The 17,312-nt window shown below is 64.9% G+C and carries 16 protein-coding genes; 4 read left to right on the top strand and 12 right to left on the bottom strand.

Features of this window, described 5'->3' with window-relative positions; genetic code table 11:
* The first annotated feature begins 1 nt into the window (after position 1).
* Positions 2–1,486, top strand: a complete 1,485-nt coding sequence (locus BI327_RS06455) for an HlyD family type I secretion periplasmic adaptor subunit (protein ID WP_076858866.1) — start codon at positions 2–4, stop codon at positions 1,484–1,486.
* 79 nt (positions 1,487–1,565) lie between these two features.
* On the opposite strand, the gene ahcY is transcribed toward BI327_RS06455, so the two are convergent.
* The 3 genes from ahcY to BI327_RS06470 all read right to left on the bottom strand — a co-directional run bounded on the left by ahcY (position 1,566) and on the right by BI327_RS06470 (position 5,808).
* Positions 1,566–2,993, bottom strand: coding sequence for an adenosylhomocysteinase (gene ahcY / locus BI327_RS06460; RefSeq protein WP_076858867.1), 1,428 nt, complete (start codon positions 2,991–2,993; stop codon positions 1,566–1,568).
* Between the two features lie 202 nt (positions 2,994–3,195).
* On the bottom strand, positions 3,196–4,392 hold the full coding sequence (gene metK / locus BI327_RS06465) for a methionine adenosyltransferase (protein ID WP_076858868.1): 1,197 nt from the start codon (positions 4,390–4,392) through the stop codon (positions 3,196–3,198).
* 60 nt (positions 4,393–4,452) lie between these two features.
* The gene (locus BI327_RS06470; protein ID WP_076858869.1) at positions 4,453–5,808 is read right to left on the bottom strand and encodes a hypothetical protein; all 1,356 of its coding nucleotides are present in this window, start codon (positions 5,806–5,808) and stop codon (positions 4,453–4,455) included.
* Between the two features lie 186 nt (positions 5,809–5,994).
* Here BI327_RS06470 and BI327_RS06475 point away from each other — a divergent pair, with 186 nt between their 5' ends.
* Complete coding sequence (locus tag BI327_RS06475; RefSeq protein WP_076858870.1) at positions 5,995–7,725, top strand: caspase family protein; 1,731 nt, start codon at positions 5,995–5,997, stop codon at positions 7,723–7,725.
* A gap of 123 nt (positions 7,726–7,848) precedes the next feature.
* Here BI327_RS06475 and BI327_RS06480 read toward each other — a convergent pair whose 3' ends face one another.
* Genes BI327_RS06480 through BI327_RS06510 form a run of 7 tightly spaced genes read right to left on the bottom strand, consistent with a single transcriptional unit; the run spans position 7,849 to position 13,736 of the window.
* Entirely contained in the window at positions 7,849–8,967 is a 1,119-nt protein-coding gene (locus BI327_RS06480; RefSeq protein WP_076858871.1) for a cobalamin-independent methionine synthase II family protein, read from the bottom strand.
* Positions 8,968–8,986: 19 nt separating this feature from the next.
* Positions 8,987–9,712, bottom strand: coding sequence for an ABC transporter ATP-binding protein (locus tag BI327_RS06485; RefSeq protein WP_076858872.1), 726 nt, complete (start codon positions 9,710–9,712; stop codon positions 8,987–8,989).
* A complete protein-coding gene (locus BI327_RS06490; protein ID WP_076858873.1) occupies positions 9,705–10,457 on the bottom strand; it encodes an ABC transporter ATP-binding protein in 753 nt (250 codons plus the stop codon). Before BI327_RS06490 ends, BI327_RS06485 begins: the two co-directional genes overlap by 8 nt.
* Positions 10,454–11,485 carry a branched-chain amino acid ABC transporter permease gene (locus BI327_RS06495; RefSeq protein ID WP_076858874.1) on the bottom strand — a complete coding sequence of 344 codons (1,032 nt, stop codon included), beginning with the start codon at positions 11,483–11,485 and terminating at the stop codon, positions 10,454–10,456. Before BI327_RS06495 ends, BI327_RS06490 begins: the two co-directional genes overlap by 4 nt.
* 7 nt (positions 11,486–11,492) lie before the next feature.
* The gene (locus tag BI327_RS06500; RefSeq protein ID WP_076858875.1) at positions 11,493–12,362 is read right to left on the bottom strand and encodes a branched-chain amino acid ABC transporter permease; all 870 of its coding nucleotides are present in this window, start codon (positions 12,360–12,362) and stop codon (positions 11,493–11,495) included.
* Between the two features lie 4 nt (positions 12,363–12,366).
* A complete protein-coding gene (locus BI327_RS06505; protein ID WP_076858876.1) occupies positions 12,367–12,558 on the bottom strand; it encodes a hypothetical protein in 192 nt (63 codons plus the stop codon).
* Entirely contained in the window at positions 12,555–13,736 is a 1,182-nt protein-coding gene (locus BI327_RS06510) for an ABC transporter substrate-binding protein (protein ID WP_076858877.1), read from the bottom strand. The genes BI327_RS06505 and BI327_RS06510 overlap by 4 nt, the downstream gene beginning before the upstream one ends.
* 455 nt (positions 13,737–14,191) lie before the next feature.
* On the opposite strand from BI327_RS06510, the gene BI327_RS06515 reads away from it, so the two are divergent.
* Complete coding sequence (locus BI327_RS06515; protein WP_394329836.1) at positions 14,192–14,395, top strand: hypothetical protein; 204 nt, start codon at positions 14,192–14,194, stop codon at positions 14,393–14,395.
* A 123-nt stretch (positions 14,396–14,518) separates the two neighbouring features.
* Here the strand turns inward: BI327_RS06515 and BI327_RS06520 are convergent, their stop codons facing one another.
* A complete protein-coding gene (locus BI327_RS06520; protein WP_076858878.1) occupies positions 14,519–15,304 on the bottom strand; it encodes a phosphodiesterase in 786 nt (261 codons plus the stop codon).
* Between the two features lie 64 nt (positions 15,305–15,368).
* A complete protein-coding gene (gene purU, locus BI327_RS06525; protein WP_076858879.1) occupies positions 15,369–16,232 on the bottom strand; it encodes a formyltetrahydrofolate deformylase in 864 nt (287 codons plus the stop codon).
* Positions 16,233–16,367: 135 nt separating this feature from the next.
* On the opposite strand from purU, the gene BI327_RS06530 reads away from it, so the two are divergent.
* Positions 16,368–17,210 (top strand): uroporphyrinogen-III synthase, encoded by an 843-nt coding sequence (locus BI327_RS06530; protein ID WP_076858880.1) that lies wholly within the window; start codon positions 16,368–16,370, stop codon positions 17,208–17,210.
* The last annotated feature ends 102 nt before the right edge of the window (positions 17,211–17,312 follow it).

A 17,312-nucleotide genomic window follows, 5' to 3' on the forward strand; every position in this document is an offset into this window, starting at 1 on the left:
CATGGTCCAACCGATGCCGCTCCGCCCCAACGATAGCAACGACAACAACGCTCCACCGAATCCGGAGGCGCCTCGTCCGGCGCCGCTGCGGCTGGTCCCGGCCGCCCCGCGGCTCACCGCGGTGGAGCGCGAGTTTCTGCCCGCCACGATCGAGCTGATCGAAACGCCGTTGTCGCCGACGCTGCGCATCACCGCGTCGGCGCTCTGCGGCCTGCTCGCCGCCGCCCTGATCTGGGCCGGGCTGGCGCGCATCGACATGGTCGCGGTGGCCGACGGCAAGGTCGTGCCGCTCGGCCAGGTCAAGGTGGTGCAGCCGCTCGAAACCGCCATGATCCGCGGCATTCATGTCGATGAGGGCGATCATGTCACGGCCGGCCAGTTGCTGGTCGATCTGGATCCGACCGAGGTACGCGCCGATCTCGCGGCGCTGACCTATAACCGCACGCAGGCTGAGCTTGATGCGGAGGTCGCACGCGCGCTGCTTAGCCGCGACCCCGAAAGACCGTTCCGCGGCCCCGAAGGCGCTGCCCCCGCACAGGTCGAGCAGAGCCGCAGCCAGGCGCGGCGGGAAATCGAAAAACATCGCGCCATGGTTGCAGGCCTCACCGCCGAGATGGCGCAGAAGGACGCATCGCTTCAATCCAACGACGCGCAGATCGAGCGCGCCAAGCTGATCCTTCCGTTGCTGGAGGAAAAGAACAAGACGGCGAAGGCGCTCTACGAGAAGGGCAACGGCACCCGGCCGCCAGTGCTCGACAGCGAGCAGCAGATCGTCGAGAAGAACGCCGATCTCAAGATTGCCGAACGCAATATCGACCAGATCCGGGCCGAACGCAGCTCGATCCAAGCCAAGCTCGCCGAGAGCGAAGCCGGCTACATGGCCGACAGCACCGACCGCCTCACCAAGGCCCTGACGAAGATTTCGCAACTCGACCAGGACATCACCAAGACGCGGCAGAAAGAGAGCTATCGCCGTCTGGTGGCGCCGGTCGACGGCACCGTCCAGGGGCTGAAAATCCACACCTCAGGTGCGGTGGTCACCACCGCAGACACGCTGATGACCATCGTTCCCGATGGCGCCGGCATCGAAGTCGACTGCATGGTACCGAACAAGGATATCGGCTTCGTCAGCGAGGGACAGGCTGTCGAGGTCAAGCTCGAAGCCTTCCCGTTCTCGCGCTACGGCCTGGTGCCGGGCCGGGTGCGCAAACTCGGCCGCGACGCCGCCACCGCTTCGAATGCCGGTCACGGCCCCGCGGCGGCGCAGAATGCGATGTCCGGGATTGCGGGCGCCCCGCCGGCCGAGCTTGCCTATCCCGCCCGGGTGACGCTGCTGCAGGACTGGATTCTGGTCGACGGCCGCCGCGAGCCGATCCGCTCCGGCATGCGCGTCTCTGCCGAGATCAAGACCGGCGACCGCCGGGTGATCGAATACCTGCTCTCGCCTGTGCTGCAGGCCGTGAAGGAAGCAGGCAGGGAGCGATAAATCCGCGGCACGTCGCTGCAGCAAAAAGCCCCGGACGATGTCCGGGGCTTTTCACATGATCGATTGCTGCGATCGCGGATCAGTAGCGGTAGTGATCCGACTTGTACGGACCTTCCTGCTTCACGCCGATATAGTCGGCCTGGTCCTTGCGCAGCTCGGTCAGCTTGACGCCGATCTTGGCGAGGTGCAGGCGGGCGACCTTCTCGTCGAGCGTCTTCGGCAGCACGTAGACCTTCTTGGCGTACTTGCCGTCCTTGTTGTTGGCGAACAGCTCGATCTGCGCCAGCGTCTGGTTGGTGAACGACGCCGACATCACGAAGGACGGGTGGCCCATCGCATTGCCGAGGTTCACGAGGCGCCCCTCCGACAGCATGATGATGCGGTGCTTGTCGGGGAATTCGATCTCGTCGACCTGCGGCTTGATGTTGGTCCACTTCAGATTGCGAAGGCTCGCGATCTGGATCTCGTTGTCGAAGTGGCCGATGTTGCAGACGATGGCGCGATCCTTCATCGCGCGCATGTGGTCGATGGTGATGATGTCCTTGTTGCCGGTGGCGGTGACGAAGATGTCGGCGCGCGGTGCCGCGTCTTCCATCGTCACGACTTCATAGCCTTCCATCGCCGCCTGCAGCGCGCAGATCGGATCGACCTCGGAGACCATGACGCGGCAGCCGGCCTGGCGCAGCGAGGCTGCCGAACCCTTGCCGACGTCGCCGAAGCCGGCGACCATCGCGACCTTGCCCGACAGCATCACGTCGGTGCCGCGGCGGATGCCGTCGACCAGCGACTCGCGGCAGCCATAGAGGTTGTCGAACTTCGACTTGGTGACGCTGTCGTTGACATTGATCGCCGGGAACAACAGCGTGCCCTTGTTGGCCATCTCGTACAGGCGATGCACGCCCGTGGTGGTCTCCTCCGAGACGCCCTTGATGTTCTTGGCGATCTCGGCGAAGTAGCCCTTCGGCTTCTCCTTCAGCAGGCGCTTGACCAGCGCGTAGAAGATCTCTTCTTCCTCGGAGGTCGGCTTGTCGAGGAAGGCGGTGTCGCCCTGCTCGGCACGGAAGCCGGCGTGCACCAGCATGGTGGCGTCGCCGCCGTCATCGAGGATCATGTTCGGCGTACCGCCGCCATGCCAGTCGAACAGCTTGGCGGTGTAGTCCCAGTACTCGGTCAGCGTCTCGCCCTTCACGGCGAACACCGGAATGCCGGCGGCGGCGATCGCGGCCGCGGCGTGATCCTGGGTCGAGTAGATGTTGCAGGAGACCCAGCGGATGTCGGCGCCGAGCGCAGCCAGCGTCTCGATCAGCACGGCGGTCTGGATCGTCATGTGCAGGGAGCCCGCGATGCGCGCGCCCTTCAGCGGCTGCTTGGGGCCGAACTCCTCGCGGGTGGCCATCAGGCCGGGCATTTCGGTCTCGGCCAGCGAGATTTCCTTGCGGCCGAAATCGGCGAGCGCAATGTCCTTGACGATGTAGTCGGTGAAGCCGGGCTTCGTGGGGGCGTTCATGTCGGTTTCCTAGTGGGTGAATCTAGCGTGTCAGTTACAAAGCGAGCGGAACGCGATGTTGCACGATCTTCTCCCTCTCCCCGTTCTTACGGGGAGAGGGCTGGGGTGAGGGGCTCTACCCGCGCGCTGAGCTCGCGGAGAGTCCCCCTCACCCGCCGCTTCGCGGCGACCTCTCCCCGCAGGCGGGGCGAGGCAAGTAAAGTTAGAGCGCGCGCTTGAGCGGCTCGACGAGATCGGTCTTCTCCCAGGAGAAGCCGCCTTCATTGTCCGGCGTGCGGCCGAAATGGCCGTAGGCCGAGGTTCGCGCGTAGATCGGGCGGTTGAGGTCGAGATGGGTGCGGATGCCGCGCGGCGTCAGGTCCATCGCCTTTGCCGCCGCCTTCTCGAGCTCATCCTCCGACACCTTGCCGGTGCCGTGGGTGTCGATGTAGATCGACAGCGGGCGCGCCACGCCGATCGCGTAGGCAAGCTGCAGCGTGCAACGGTCGGCAAGGCCGGCCGCGACGATGTTCTTGGCGACATAGCGCGCAGCGTAAGCAGCCGAACGGTCGACCTTGGTCGGATCCTTGCCCGAGAACGCGCCGCCGCCATGCGGAGCCGCGCCGCCATAGGTGTCGACGATGATCTTGCGGCCGGTCAGGCCGGAATCGCCGTCGGGACCGCCGATGAAGAACTTGCCGGTCGGATTGATGTGCCAGATCGTCTTGCCGTTGATCCACTCCTTCGGCAGCGCCTCGCGGACATAGGGTTCGACGATGTCGCGGATCTGGTTGGATGAGAGATCCTCGACCAGATGCTGGTGCGAGACCACGATCTCACGGACGCCGACCGGCTTGCCGTTCTCGTACTGCACGGTGACCTGGCTCTTGGAGTCCGGACCCAGCACCTTCTCCTTGCCGGAGTGGCGCGCTTCGGAGATCAGCCGCAGGATCTTGTGGGCGTAGAAGATCGGCGCCGGCATCAGGTCCGGCGTCTCGTTGGTGGCGTAACCGAACATGATGCCCTGGTCGCCGGCACCCTCTTCCTTGACCTCGCCCGGCTGCAGCGCGTCGACGCCCTGCGCGATGTCGGCCGACTGCGGATGCAGCAGGATCTCGATATCGCAGGTGTTCCAGTGGAAGCCATCCTGCTCGTAGCCGATGTCCTTGATCGCACCGCGGACGACGCTCTCGATCTGGTCGTTGGTGACCGAGCTCGGGCCGCGCGTTTCGCCGGCGATCACCACCTTGTTGGTGGTCGCGAGCGTCTCACAGGCCGCACGGATCTGCCACGGGTCGATGCCCGCTTTCGGTCCCTCGCGGTAGAACAGATCGACGATCTCATCCGAGATACGATCGCAGACCTTGTCCGGATGGCCTTCGGAGACCGACTCGCTGGTGAAGAGATAAGACGCGCGCATCAAGCAAACCCCTTGTTTCGTCGATGTCCGACGTTGGTTGGTGAATATGTCCCCGGCATGTCAGTCTCGTCGCCGCGAGATGACGTAGGATTCGTCGTAGAACCACAGCCCGTTGTGTTTGCGGAGAACTTCGCGTGTGGCCTCGAGAGCTCGTCCGTTTTCGGTCGTTTCGGTCAACCGCTCATCTTCGATCTGCGCGACATACACCGCGGCATTCCACGCAGCAAAGGCCGTCGAGGTTCCGATCGAGCCAGTCACCTCATTGGGCAGCGCTTCCATATCATATCGGAAGATCGAACGGTTATCGGCGTAGGCGTTGAAGTTCAGCTCGCGCCCCGCGGAGCCCAACTCGTACTTCACCGCGCGCAGTATCTCATGACGGCTGACGGCGAAAGGATTTTCTCCGGGCCAGACGGCTTGAATCATTTCAAGCCCGGGATCGCCGCCGTGGGAGTGGATTCCTATCAGCCGGCCACCGCCGCGCAGCGCGCGCGCCAGTGGCGCGATGATCCGCTTGGCGCGGAAGTTCACCGAGGATTTCGCACGGTAGGGCTGCGAGGCGATCACGAGATCGAAATTCGCCTCGGTGCGGCCCGCCCGGGGAATGATGGAATCGAGCAGGAAGCGATGGTCGTCGCGGTACAGCACCAGCGCCACCGGCCGCTCATAGATCGGCATCGCATTGCCGGGGCTGAGATTGGCCCGCCAATTCTGTTCCAGGAACGGGCCGAGCTCCGCGATCTGGGCCTCGAATTCGCCCGAGGAGGCCCCGCGCAGCGCCACTTCGTGCCAGATCATGCTGGCGGCTGCCGCGGAGTTCTTGGGCGTCAGCCAGGGCGCCTCGGCGTAATACATGTTGGTGAACACGAAGACGCTGGCAGGATGCTCGAACAGGCGATCAGGGACCTTGTCGAGGGTGAGGCGGACGTCCTCCAGGCTCAGTTCCTTGCCGGCGACATAGAACGGCATATGTGGGAAGCGGCCATGCATGGCACGCAGGACCCGCGCAAGCACTGTGCCGTCGCCCATGCCGGCATCGAACACCCGCAGCGCCGGCGGCCGCGGGTGGATCGCCGCCAGTTCCAGCGCGACCCGGTCGGCGATCACCCGTTTCTCGCTGCAGGTGTGCACGAACAGCAGATAGCGCTGGCGGTTCTCGAAGAAGCGGAAATTGCCCCTGGGATCACGCTTTTCCGGCGGAACCACGAGGCCGCGCGGCGGCGCCACGCCGCCCGGTGTCGAGGTCGCGATGAAGCCATTGATGCGGTCGAGCGTATCGATCGTGATGCGCTTGCCCTCGCGCAGCCGGTGCACCAGCTTGCCGTCGTTGACGGCACGGCGGCCGAACGTCGACTCCGCCATGTCGGAACGGCGGCAGAAATCCGTGATCTGACTGAGGATTTCGTCGTTCTTCATGACGCCCAGTGGGCAGCTGCGGTGAGTGGGACAAAAGTGGGCAGAGATAGTGTGCGGCGAGGTCTTACCATCATTTTCCCACCAATTGAACCCCCTCTACCGCCCGATCACCAAACATTCATGATCGCCCCCAGAACCACCTCGCCGTCGCCGATCGCCATGACGGCCACCACGCCCGGATGACCGATGCGCCGCCTGCTCCTGATCCCCTGCCTGCTAGTTGCCGTCCTGTGGTCGGCGCCCGGTTTCGCGCAGACGCGCGCCCAGCTCGGCCCGCTCTGCACGACCGACACGACGCCCGCCGACCAGATGATCGACGCCTGCACCAAGATCATCGCGCTGAAGGTGTTTTCCGGCGAGAAGCTCGCGACCATCCATTTCTGGCGCGCAGTCGGCTGGAACAAGAAGGGCAACTACCCGCAGGTGATCACTGACGCCACCGAGGCGCTGCGCCTGAAGCCGAGCACCGCCGTCTACAATCTGCGCGGCTCGGCCTATTACGACAAGGGCGAGTACGACATCGCGATCGCCGACTTCAACGACGCGCTGCGCATGGGTCCGCCGAGCGGCATCATCTTCCACAACCGCGGCAATGCCTATCGCAGCAAGGGCGACTACACCAAGGCGATCGCTGACTATGACGCCGCGATCAAGGCCCTGCCGAAATCGGCCTTCTCCTATCAGAACCGCGGCGCCTCGAAGCAGGCGCTCGGTGATCTCGACGGCGCGCTCGCCGACATCAATGAGGCGGTCAGGATCGATCCGTCGCTGCCGCAGCCGCTGATCAGCCGCGCTGTGATCTGGCGCGCCAAGGGCGACATCGCGCGCGCGATTGCCGACACGTCGGAAGCGATCCGGCTCGCCAAGGCGAAAGCGCCCGTCAACATCATGACGCCGCCCGGCAGCGTATTGATCTCCGCCTATACCCAGCGCGGCCTCGCCTATGAGGCCAAGGGCGACGCTGCGCACGCCAAGGACGACTACGCCTCCGTGCTCGAGGGCGTGGCCTCCGACGCCGGCAGCAAGGCCAATCAGGCGACCGCCAAGGTGCGGCTCGCGCTGCTGAAGGAGGCCGACGCAGCACCGCGCAAGACCGCAGAAGTGCCCGCCGCCGAGAGCAGCCCTGCTCCTGCACCGCCGGCAGCTTCCGTCGCGGCACCGGCCCCGCCCGCCGCACCGGCTCAGGCGGCAGCGACCGGCCGGCGCGTCGCGCTGGTGATCGGCAACGGCGCCTATGCGCATGTCAAGGCGTTGCCCAATCCGCCGAACGATGCCCGCGCCATCGCCAAGAGCCTGCGCGACATCGGCTTCGCCGTCTCGGAAGGCCTCGATCTCGATCGCGACGCGATGCAGACCAAGATCAACAACTTCCTGCGCGAAGCGGCGCGGTCGCAGATCGCCGTCGTCTACTACGCCGGCCACGGCGTGCAGATCGACGGCCGCAACTACCTCGTGCCGGTCGATATCGCGTTCAAGGCGGGTGGGCGCATGACCGAGGCGATGGTCGACATGGATACGATCATGGCCGGCCTCGACGACCAGATCCGCACCAACATCCTGATCCTCGATGCCTGTCGCAACAATCCGATGGCGCCGCAGCTGGCGTCCACGGGTCCGAGCCGCGGCATCGAGGCCGGCTCCGGCCTTGCCGCGCCAGCTACGCTCGGATCGGGCTCGACGCTCGGCGCCGGCACGCTGATCGCGTTCGCGACGGCGCCGGGCCAGGTCGCGCTCGACGGCGAAGGCGCCAACAGCCCGTTCTCGGCGGCGCTGTCGCGTCATGTCGGCACGCCCGGCCTCGAGGTGCAGCAGATGCTGACGCGGGTCCGCGCCGAGGTCGTCGCCGCGACCAAGGGCAAGCAGGTGCCATGGTCGAACTCGTCGCTGCTCGGCGAGGTCTATCTGGCGGAGAAGTGAAGCCACAAGACGACTCTCTCCGTCATTGCGAGCGAAGCGAAGCAATCCACGTCTCCACAAAGGGAAAGATGGATTGCTTCGTCGCTATCGCTCCTCGCAATGACGATTGGGATATGGCCGGGGCTACTTGCCCCACACCTCGTTGGCGACTTCGACCGCGAGGCGCAGCTTGGCCCACTGCTCTTCCTCGGAGAGGATGTTGCCTTCCTCGGTCGAGGCAAAGCCGCATTGCGGAGATACAGCGAGCTGCTCGATCGGGGCGAATTTTGCCGCCTCCTCCAGCCGCCGCTTGATGTCGTCCTTCTTCTCGAGCTCGCCGAACTTCGAGGTGATGACGCCGACCACCACGACCTTGTTGCCCTTGGGCAGGAAGCGCAGCGGCTCGAAGCCGCCGGCACGGTCCGAATCATATTCGAGGAAATAGCCGTCGTAATTGGTGCCGGCGAGCATGGTCTCGGCGACCGGCTCGTAGCCGCCAGAGGAAATCCAGGTCGAGCGGAAATTGCCGCGGCAGACATGGGTCGTGATCACCATGTCGGACGGACGATCCGCGATCGCGTAGTTGATGACGCGCGCGTAGATCTCCTGCAGCCCGTCGGGATTGTCGCCGCGGTCGCGTGATTTCTGCAACTCCTCCTGCGAGCACAGATAGGCCCACACCGTGTCGTCGAATTGCAGGTAACGGCAGCCGGCGTCGTAGAACGCCTTCACCGCCTTGCGATAGGTCTTGCCGAGGTCCTGATAGAATTCCTCGAGGTCCGGGTAGACCTCCTTCGAGATCAGCTTGCGGCCGCCGCGGAAGTGCAGCACCGCCGGCGACGGGATCGTCATCTTCGGCGTGACGTGTGCCTGGTCGGCGTACTTCTTCAGGAAGCGAAAGTGATCGAGCATCGGGTGCTGATCGGAGAAGTCGAGCTTGCCAATCACCCTGATGGCGTCGTGCCGGGTCTGCACGCCCGCGAACTGGATGCCCATGTCGGGATGGAACAGCTCGCAGCCGGTCAGATGGCTGAGGAAATCGAAGTGCCACCAGGAGCGGCGGAACTCGCCGTCGGTCGCAAGCTTCAGGCCGACCGAGGCCTGCTTGTGCACGACCTTCTCGATCTCCATGTCCTCGACCTTGCGCAACTCGTCGGCCGAGATCTCGCCCTTCTCCAATCTGGCGCGGGCCTCCTTGATCTTCGGCGGGCGCAACAGGCTGCCGACCTCGTCGGCGCGGAACGGAGGCTTGGTTCGCTGCATGGTCAACTCCCGGACGTTTCTAGTGTGCCTTGCCCCCGTTGGCCCCGGAGACGCCGAGATGGCGCTCGAGGACGGCGGGATCGGCTTTCAGCGCGCTGCTTGCGGCATCATGCACGATGGTGCCGCGTTCCAATATCACAACGCGGTCGGCGAGCCCCAGAATCTTTTGCGCGTTCTGCTCGACGATGATCGAGCAGATGCCACCGGAGCGGGTGATGGTTCCGATCGCCTTTAACAATTCCTCAACAATGATCGGCGCCAGGCCTTCGGTCGGCTCGTCGAGCAGCAGCACTTTCGGATTCAACGTCAGCGCGCGGCCGATCGCCAGCATCTGCTGTTCGCCGCCGGACAGCTGGTTGCCGAAATTGCCGCGCCGCTCCTTCAGCCGCGGAAACATCTCGTACACCCGCTCGACTGTCCACGGCCCGGGCTGCGCCACCGCGGTCATGTTCTCCTCCACCGTCAGCGAGCGGAAGATGTTGCGCTCCTGCGGTACCCAGCCGATCCCGGCGCGGGCGCGCTGGTCGGGCCGCAGCGCGGTGATGTCCTGGCCGGCGAGCGTAACGCTGCCGCCGAAGCGCCTGACGATGCCGACGATCGAATTGATCAGCGTGGTCTTGCCGGTGCCGTTGCGGCCGAGCAGCGCGAGCACCTGGCCCTCGGCAAGCGCCAGCGACATATCGGGCAGCACCACCGCCTCACCATATCCGGTGCGCAGCCCCTGGATGGAGAGAAGCTCACGCATCGGCCGCCTCGCCGAGATAGACCGCCCGCACCTGCGGATCGCGCGCGACCTCGTCGGGTGCGCCCTCGGTGAGCAGGCCGCCATTGACCAGCACCGAGATACGGTCGGCGAAAGAGAATACGAGGTCCATGTCGTGCTCGATCAGGAGCACCGTGACGTCGCGCGGCAGCGCCGCGACCACCGCCAGGATATCGTGGCGCTCGCTCTCGGGCACCCCGGCCGCGGGCTCATCGAGCAGCAGGACCCGCGGCTTGGCGGCGATTGCGACCGCGATCTCGAGCAGGCGCTGCTTGCCGTAGGGCAATGTCGAGGTCAGCTCGGTCATCACATCGAGTAGATGGAAGCGCGCCAATATCTCGGCGATCTCGGCGTTGACGTCATCACGCGTGCCCATCCGCCGCCACCAGTCGCCGCCGCGGCCCATCCGCTCGGACACCGCAAGGCCGATGGTCTCGAGCGGGGTCAGGTCGGCATAGAGCTGGTTGATCTGGAAGGTGCGCGACAGCCCGCGCAACACCCGCTTGTGCACGGAGAGGTCGGTGATGTCATGGCCTTCGAGCAGGATGCGTCCGCTGTTCGGCGTCAGCACGCCGGTGAGCTGATTGATGACGGTGGTCTTGCCGGCGCCGTTCGGCCCGATCAGCGCGTGGCGGGCGCCCTGCATCACCCTCAGCGAAAGGTCGCGGGTGACGCGGAGGCCGCCGAAGGATTTCTCGAGGCCGCGTGTTTCGAGCGCGATCGTCATGACGCATCACCCTCGGGCACGGCGACGGCAGCCTTGCGGCCGGCGACCTGGCGGATGATCAGGTTCGGCACGAACAGCACCCAGCGATGGATCCGCGCGCGGCCGACCATCACGATCACGACCAGCACGAGGCCGATCCAGAACAGCCAGTATTGCGGCGTGAGGCTCTGGAACAACTCCTGCAGCATCTTGAACACGACGGCGCCGATCAGGCCGCCATAGAGATAACCGGTGCCGCCGATCACGAGCACCAGCATCAGGTCGGCGGAGCGCTCGAACGAAAACACGTCGAGCGAGGCGAGTGCCGTGGTCTGGGTGAACAGCGCGCCGGCGATCCCGGCATAGAAGGCGGCAAGCGTATAGACCGCGATCAGGCGGCGGTTGACCGGCACGCCGATCGCGGCCGCACGCAGCGGGTTGTTCCTGATGGCGCGCAGCGACAGGCCGAACGGCGAATGCACCACACGTCGCGCCAGCAGGAACAGGATGAACAGCACGATCAGCGAATAGAAGAACCCGGTCTTGCCGAACATGTCGAACGCAAACAGTCCGAGGATCGGTTGCATCTCGATGCCCTGCAGGCCGTCGGTGCCGCCGGTGATATCAGAGAAGCGTTCGGCGAGCGCTTCCAGCAGCAGCGCGATGCCGAGCGTCACCATCAGCCGCGTCAGGTCGACGCCGCGGATGACCAGGAAGCTGGTCAGGAAGCCGAGCACCGCCGCAACGAGACCGGCGGCGACCAGCGCGATCACGGGCTCATTGATGATGCCATGCAGCGCCAGCAAGCCGGCAGAGTAAGCACCCGCGCCGAAGAACGCCGCGTGGCCGAGCGAGACGATGCCGGCGTAGCCGAGGATCAGGTCGAGCGACAGCGCGAACAGGCCGAGCCGCACGATGTCGGTCATGATCAGATAGCGCGACGGGAACAGGAAGGCGCAGGCGAGCGCCAGCACCCAGAACGCGACCTCGCTGATCCGCCAGCGCGCCGTGGCCATCGCATGAGTGGAGACATCGGACAGCGCGCTCATGGCGAACTCACCGCGCCGCGGTGCGGCCGAACAGGCCGTTGGGACGCCAGAGCAGGATCACGATCATGACCGTGTAGATCACGAACGGGCCCATCTTGGGCACGTAATATTTGCCGGCGACGTCGGCGATCCCGAGCAGCAGCGAGGCGAGGAACGGCCCGGTGATCGACGACGATCCGCCGACGGTGACGACGATCAGGAAGTAGATCATGAATTTCAGCGGGAAATACGGATCGAGCCCGAGGATCTCCGCGCTCAGCGCGCCGCCGAGACCGGCCAGGCCGCAACCGAACGCAAAGGTGAAGGCGAACACCTGCGGCACGTTGATGCCGAGCCCGATCGCGGCACGCGGATCATCGACCGCGGCGCGCAGGCGGCTGCCGAACCGCGTCTTCGCCAGGATCAGTTGCAGCGCCAGCGTGAGCAGGCCGCAGATCACGACGATCATCAGCCGGTAGCGGCCGATGCCGACGCCGAACAGGTCGATCTGGCCCTCCAGCGCCGCCGGCAGTTTGATGAAGACCCGCGACGATCCCATGATGTAGTCGACCGCCGCGACCGACATGAACACCAGACCGATCGAGAACAGCACCTGATCGAGGTGGCTGCGGCTGTAGAGATGGCGGTACAGCGCGCGCTCCAGCGCGATGCCGATCACGGCGCTGCCGACAAAGGCGAGCGGCAGTGCGGCAAAAAACGGCCAGCCGGAATTGTTGACCAGCACGGCGCAGATATAGCCGCCGGCCATCGCGAAGGCGCCATGCGCGAGATTGACGAAATTCATCAACCCGAGCGTCACCGCAAGCCCGCAGGCGAGCACGAACAGCAGCATGCCGTAGGCGACGCCGTCGAACAAATTGGTGAGGATCGAGGCCATCAGGTCAGCCTAACCGAGAAGTCGTGACAAGTACCACTTCGACCACGCCGAATACTCCGTCATGGCCGGGCTTGTCCCGGCCATCCACGTCTTCTTCCCTGCTCCCGGCGGGAAAGACGTGGATGCCCGGCACATCCGCGCGAAGACGCGCTTCGCGCTTTTGGCCGGGCATGACGCCGGAGATGACGGCAGTCACTTCTTGGTCTTGCCGGAATCCTTGACGGCCTCGAAGGTCGCGAACTCGACGTTGTAGAGCTCGCCGTCGACCTTCTCGACCTTGCGGACATAGATGTTCTGCACGATGTCGCGGGTTTCCGGATCGATCGAGATCGGGCCGCGCGGGCTCTCCCATTTCATGCCCTTCATCGCCTCGATCAGCTTGTCGCCGTCGGTCGCGCCATTGGTCTTCTTCAGCGCCTCGTAGATCAGGTGAATGCCGTCATAGCCGCTCACCGCCATGAAGCCCGGACGGTTGCCGAACGCCTTCTTGTAGGCGGCGACGAAGTCTTTGTTCATCTGGGACGGATGCGCCGCCGAATAGAGGTGCGCCGTCACCGCGCCGAGCGCGGCATCGCCCATGTTGTTGAGCAGGTCGTCGTCCATCACGTCGCCGGGGCCGATCACCTTGATGCCGCTCTTGTCGAGCCCGCGCTCGGCATACTGCTTCATGAAGTTGCCGCCCTGCCCCGCCGGCACGAACACGAACATCGCGTCGGGCTTGGAATCCTTCATGCGCTGCAGGAACGGCGCGAAATCGGGATTGGCGAGCGGCACCTTGACCTCTTCCACGATCTCGCCGCCGCCGGCGGTGAAGTGCTGCTTGAAGAAGTTCAGCGCGTCGTTGCCCGGCGCGTAGTCGGAGGTCAGGGTTGCGACCTTCTTGATGCCGTTCTTGACCGCCCAGTCGCCGATGATGGTCGAGGACTGCGCCAGCGTGAAGCTGGTACGCACGATATAGGGCGAGCGCTCGGTGATGATCGAGGTGCCGGCCGCCATCACGACTTCCGGAATCTTGGCCTGTGTCGCCAGCGGCGCCGCGGCAAGCGCTGCGGGCGTCACGCCGAAGCCGGCGATGAAATTGACCTTGTCGTTGACGATCAGTTCCTGCGCGAGCCGCTTGGTGTTGTCGGGCACCGCGGCGTCGTCCTTGAGGATGATCTCGATCTTCTTGCCCGCGACGGTATCGCCGTTCTGCTGCATGTAGAGCTTGATGGCGTTATCGATCTGCTTGCCGGTCGAGGCCTGGCCGCCGGTCATCGGCAGGATCAGGCCAATCTTGACGGCGTCTTCCGCCCGCGCCGGCACGCTGGCGCACAATCCGGCAAGCACGGTCGAAGCCGCCCCCCACAGCAGCATTTTGCGACGATTGAACATCGGCATCCCTCCCCCTTCCGACTCTATCTGCCGAGCCGAGTCCCCCGGCTCTTGCCTCACCTTAACCCAAGCATGTCACGGCCAAGCCGCAACGCGACAAGGCGTCTCCCCGTGCCCCCTGTCAATCGGACGATGGACGGTGTCGCGCGCGACGCGATCGGGCCCAGCCGCAGAAGCAGGTATCAAGATACCAAGATCGAGCCACGAAACTCAATGCCCGCGAGAACAGTTGCGCGCAATCAATGTCTTTGCGGACCCGATTCATTTGTACGATCGTACAAACGACGTTGCAATGTCAACAAACAAGCACAATTGCAGCCGAACGGTCGCGCCCCAAGATCATCATCCATAAAGACCACAGCAGTATCCTGCCTCACATGCCGATCCTCACGCGCCCTATCCCTGTCCTGACTGCCCTCGCGCTCGCGGCCTGCGCGCTCGGAGGATGCAGCACCGTGAACCAGAAGCTCTCGGCGGGCATGGCCGACTACATTCCGGCCTGGGCCGGCGGCCTGCCCGCGGACGCGCCACCGCGGGCGGGCACCCCCGAATACGACAAGTTCATGCAAGAGCGGGAGCGCAAGCGCCTGATGCCCGCGGCCGAGCGTGGGGATGACGCCTCCAAGCCGGCAACGCCGGCGCCGGACGCCGCCCACTAAAGCGCGATGAGATGGGTTGAATCGTCATCGCGCTTCAGATTGTTGTTTTAGCATGATCTCCGCGCAAACGCGTTCCGCGCTTGTCGCGAAGGAAAACCGCTTCGCACTTTTCCGGATCATGCTTTAGTCGAGCCCATCCTCGCGGATGATCTCGCCGCGATAGCCGAACTCCACCATGTGGACGGTGACGTAGTCATCGCCAATGAACGCGACGCCGTAGGACTCCGGCAGATCGGCGACCGTCAGCACCTCGGCGAACACCGGATAGCTCGCGTGGTTGGTGCCGCGCAGCGAGGTCGTGGGGACGCCGGCGACCGAACCGCTCAACACCAGATGGCAGTGACCGAAGAAGATGTGCCGGATCTTGCTCCGGTGCCTGGCGACGATCGCGCGGAACGCGGCATCATCGAGCAGGCCGATCCGATCCACCGGGGCGATATGCGTCGGGATCGGATTGTGATGCATGAACAGGAAGAACGGGCCGTCGTGCTCCGCCAACTGCCGCTCCAGCCAGTCCTGCCGCGTGGCGCAGAAGCTGCCGGCGGCCGTCTGCGGCTCGTAGGTGTCAAGCAGCAAAACGCGGCCGAACGACGTGTCGTGAACGCCCTGCACGAATCCGTCCGCGTCGGCGCATTCGGGAAACACGCTGAGAAAGATCTCGCGGTGGTCGTGATTGCCGATGCAGAGACGCACCGGGATCGGAAATCCGTTCAGGCGTTCGCGCAGCAGGTGATAGTCCGCGAGGTCACCGAGATCGGAAAGATCACCCGAGATCACCATCAGCTCGGCATCGCGATGATCGGCAAGCACGTGATCGAGCGCGCGCTCGAAATTGTGCAGGGGATCACGGCCAAAGATCGCCCTGCCCGGCGCCGTCAGATGGATGTCGCTCATGTGGATGAGTTTCATGCAGCACCTCGATGCAGGACGGCACCAGGCCGTCAAGGCACGACAACCGGGCGAAGCTTGAGGATCAGTCCACGAACACCACGGTCTTGCGGCCGTTGAGGATGACGCGGTCGGCGAGATGGTAGCGGATCGCGCGCGCCAGGACGCGGCGCTCGATGTCGCGGCCCTTGCGCACGAGGTCCTCGGGCGTGTCGCGATGGCTGATGCGCTCGACGTCCTGGTCGATGATCGGACCCTCGTCGAGATCGCTGGTCACATAGTGCGCGGTGGCGCCGATCACCTTGACGCCGCGCTCGTGGGCCTGGTGATAGGGCTTGGCGCCCTTGAAGCCCGGCAGGAAGGAATGATGGATGTTGATGCAGCGGCCCGACAGCCGCGCCGACATTTCGTCCGACAGGATCTGCATGTAGCGGGCCAGCACCACGAGGTCGGTGTTGGTGTCCTGGGCGAGCTGCCACACCGCGTCTTCCTGCTGCCGCTTGGTCTCTTTGGTTACCGGCAGATGATGGAACGGGATATCGCCGAAATCGAGCGAGCCATAGGTCTCGCGCGGGTGATTGGAGACGATCGCCGTCGGGATCATCTCGAGCTCGCCGGTGCGCCAGCGATAGAGGATGTCGACCAGGCAGTGATCGGACTTCGACACCAATAGCATCACCCGGCGGCGGCTGGCGCGGTCGCGCATCTGCCATTCCATGCCGAAACGCTCGGCGATCGCGGCAAATCCGGTCTGCAGCGCCGGCAGCCCGACCGCGAGGTCGGCCGCGGTGAACACCACGCGCATGAAGAACTTGCCGGTCTCGACGTCGTTGAACTGTTGGGCGTCCAGGATGTTCTGGCCATTATGCGCCAGGAAGGTCGAGACCGCGGAGACGATCCCGGGACGATCAGGACAGGACAGGGTCAGAACGAATTGATGGTCGGGCATGCCAATTGACCAAAGCTTGAGCAGGTTCGTGGAACGGTCATTTTCGGCCCCCGTCTACACCGCAGGCGGCCTTGCGCCAATCCCGGCGCGGGGGTCAAATCGAACAAATGACGACAATGTTTGTTAGGGACCATCATGGCTGACCGGCTGAACGGCTACCGCATCCTGATCCTCGAGACGCGCGAGGAGGCGCAGTTTTCCCGCCTGCTCGCCGAGCAGGGTGCCGACGTGCTGCAATGCCCGATGTTCACCATCCACGATGCGCCGGACCCGGCGCCGGTCGAGGCCTGGATTCGCCGCGCCATCGAGCGGCCGCTCGACGACCTCGTGCTGATGACCGGGGAAGGCCTGCGCCGCCTGATGAAGGTCGCGCGCCGGATCGGGGTCGAGGCGGAGTTTGTCACGAGCCTCGGCAAGGCGCGCAAATTCGCCCGCGGTCCCAAGCCGGGACGGGCGCTGCGCGAGATCGGCCTGGAGCCGCAAATGACCACCGAGAAGCCGACGTCGGAAGGCGTCGCCGAGATGCTGTCGAAGCTCGACCTCACCGGCCACCGGCTCGGCCTGCAGCTCTATCCAGACAAGGACCACGCCACGCTGATCGGCGCGATCACGGCACAGGGCGCCGAGGTCGATACGGTGCTGCCCTATGTCTACGACGCGCAGGCCGCCGACGCCAACATCGTCACCGCGATCGAGGAGATGGCGCAGGGCCGCATCGACGCGATCGCGCTGACGAGCTCCGGCCAGGTTCGCCGCCTGATGGAGGTCGCGCAGGCGCACAAATGCGAGGCGCAACTGCGCGACGGATTGCAGCGGACGCCGATCGCCTCCGTCGGGCCCGTGGTGTCGGACGAATTGCAGACCTACGGCCTATCCACCGACATCTACCCGGCGAACGATGCGTTCTTTATGAAGCCGCTGATCTCGGCGATGGCGACTGCACTGGCGAAGGCGCCGCCGCGCGCTGGGGCACGCTAAAATCCTCCACCGTCATTGCGAGGAGCGAAGCGACGAAGCAATCCATGGATCCGCAAGCCGCGCGATGGATTGCTTCGCGGAGCCTGTCATCGGGCGCGCGTT

Source organism: Bradyrhizobium mercantei (assembly GCF_001982635.1).
GTDB classification, from domain to species: Bacteria; Pseudomonadota; Alphaproteobacteria; order Rhizobiales; family Xanthobacteraceae; genus Bradyrhizobium; species Bradyrhizobium mercantei.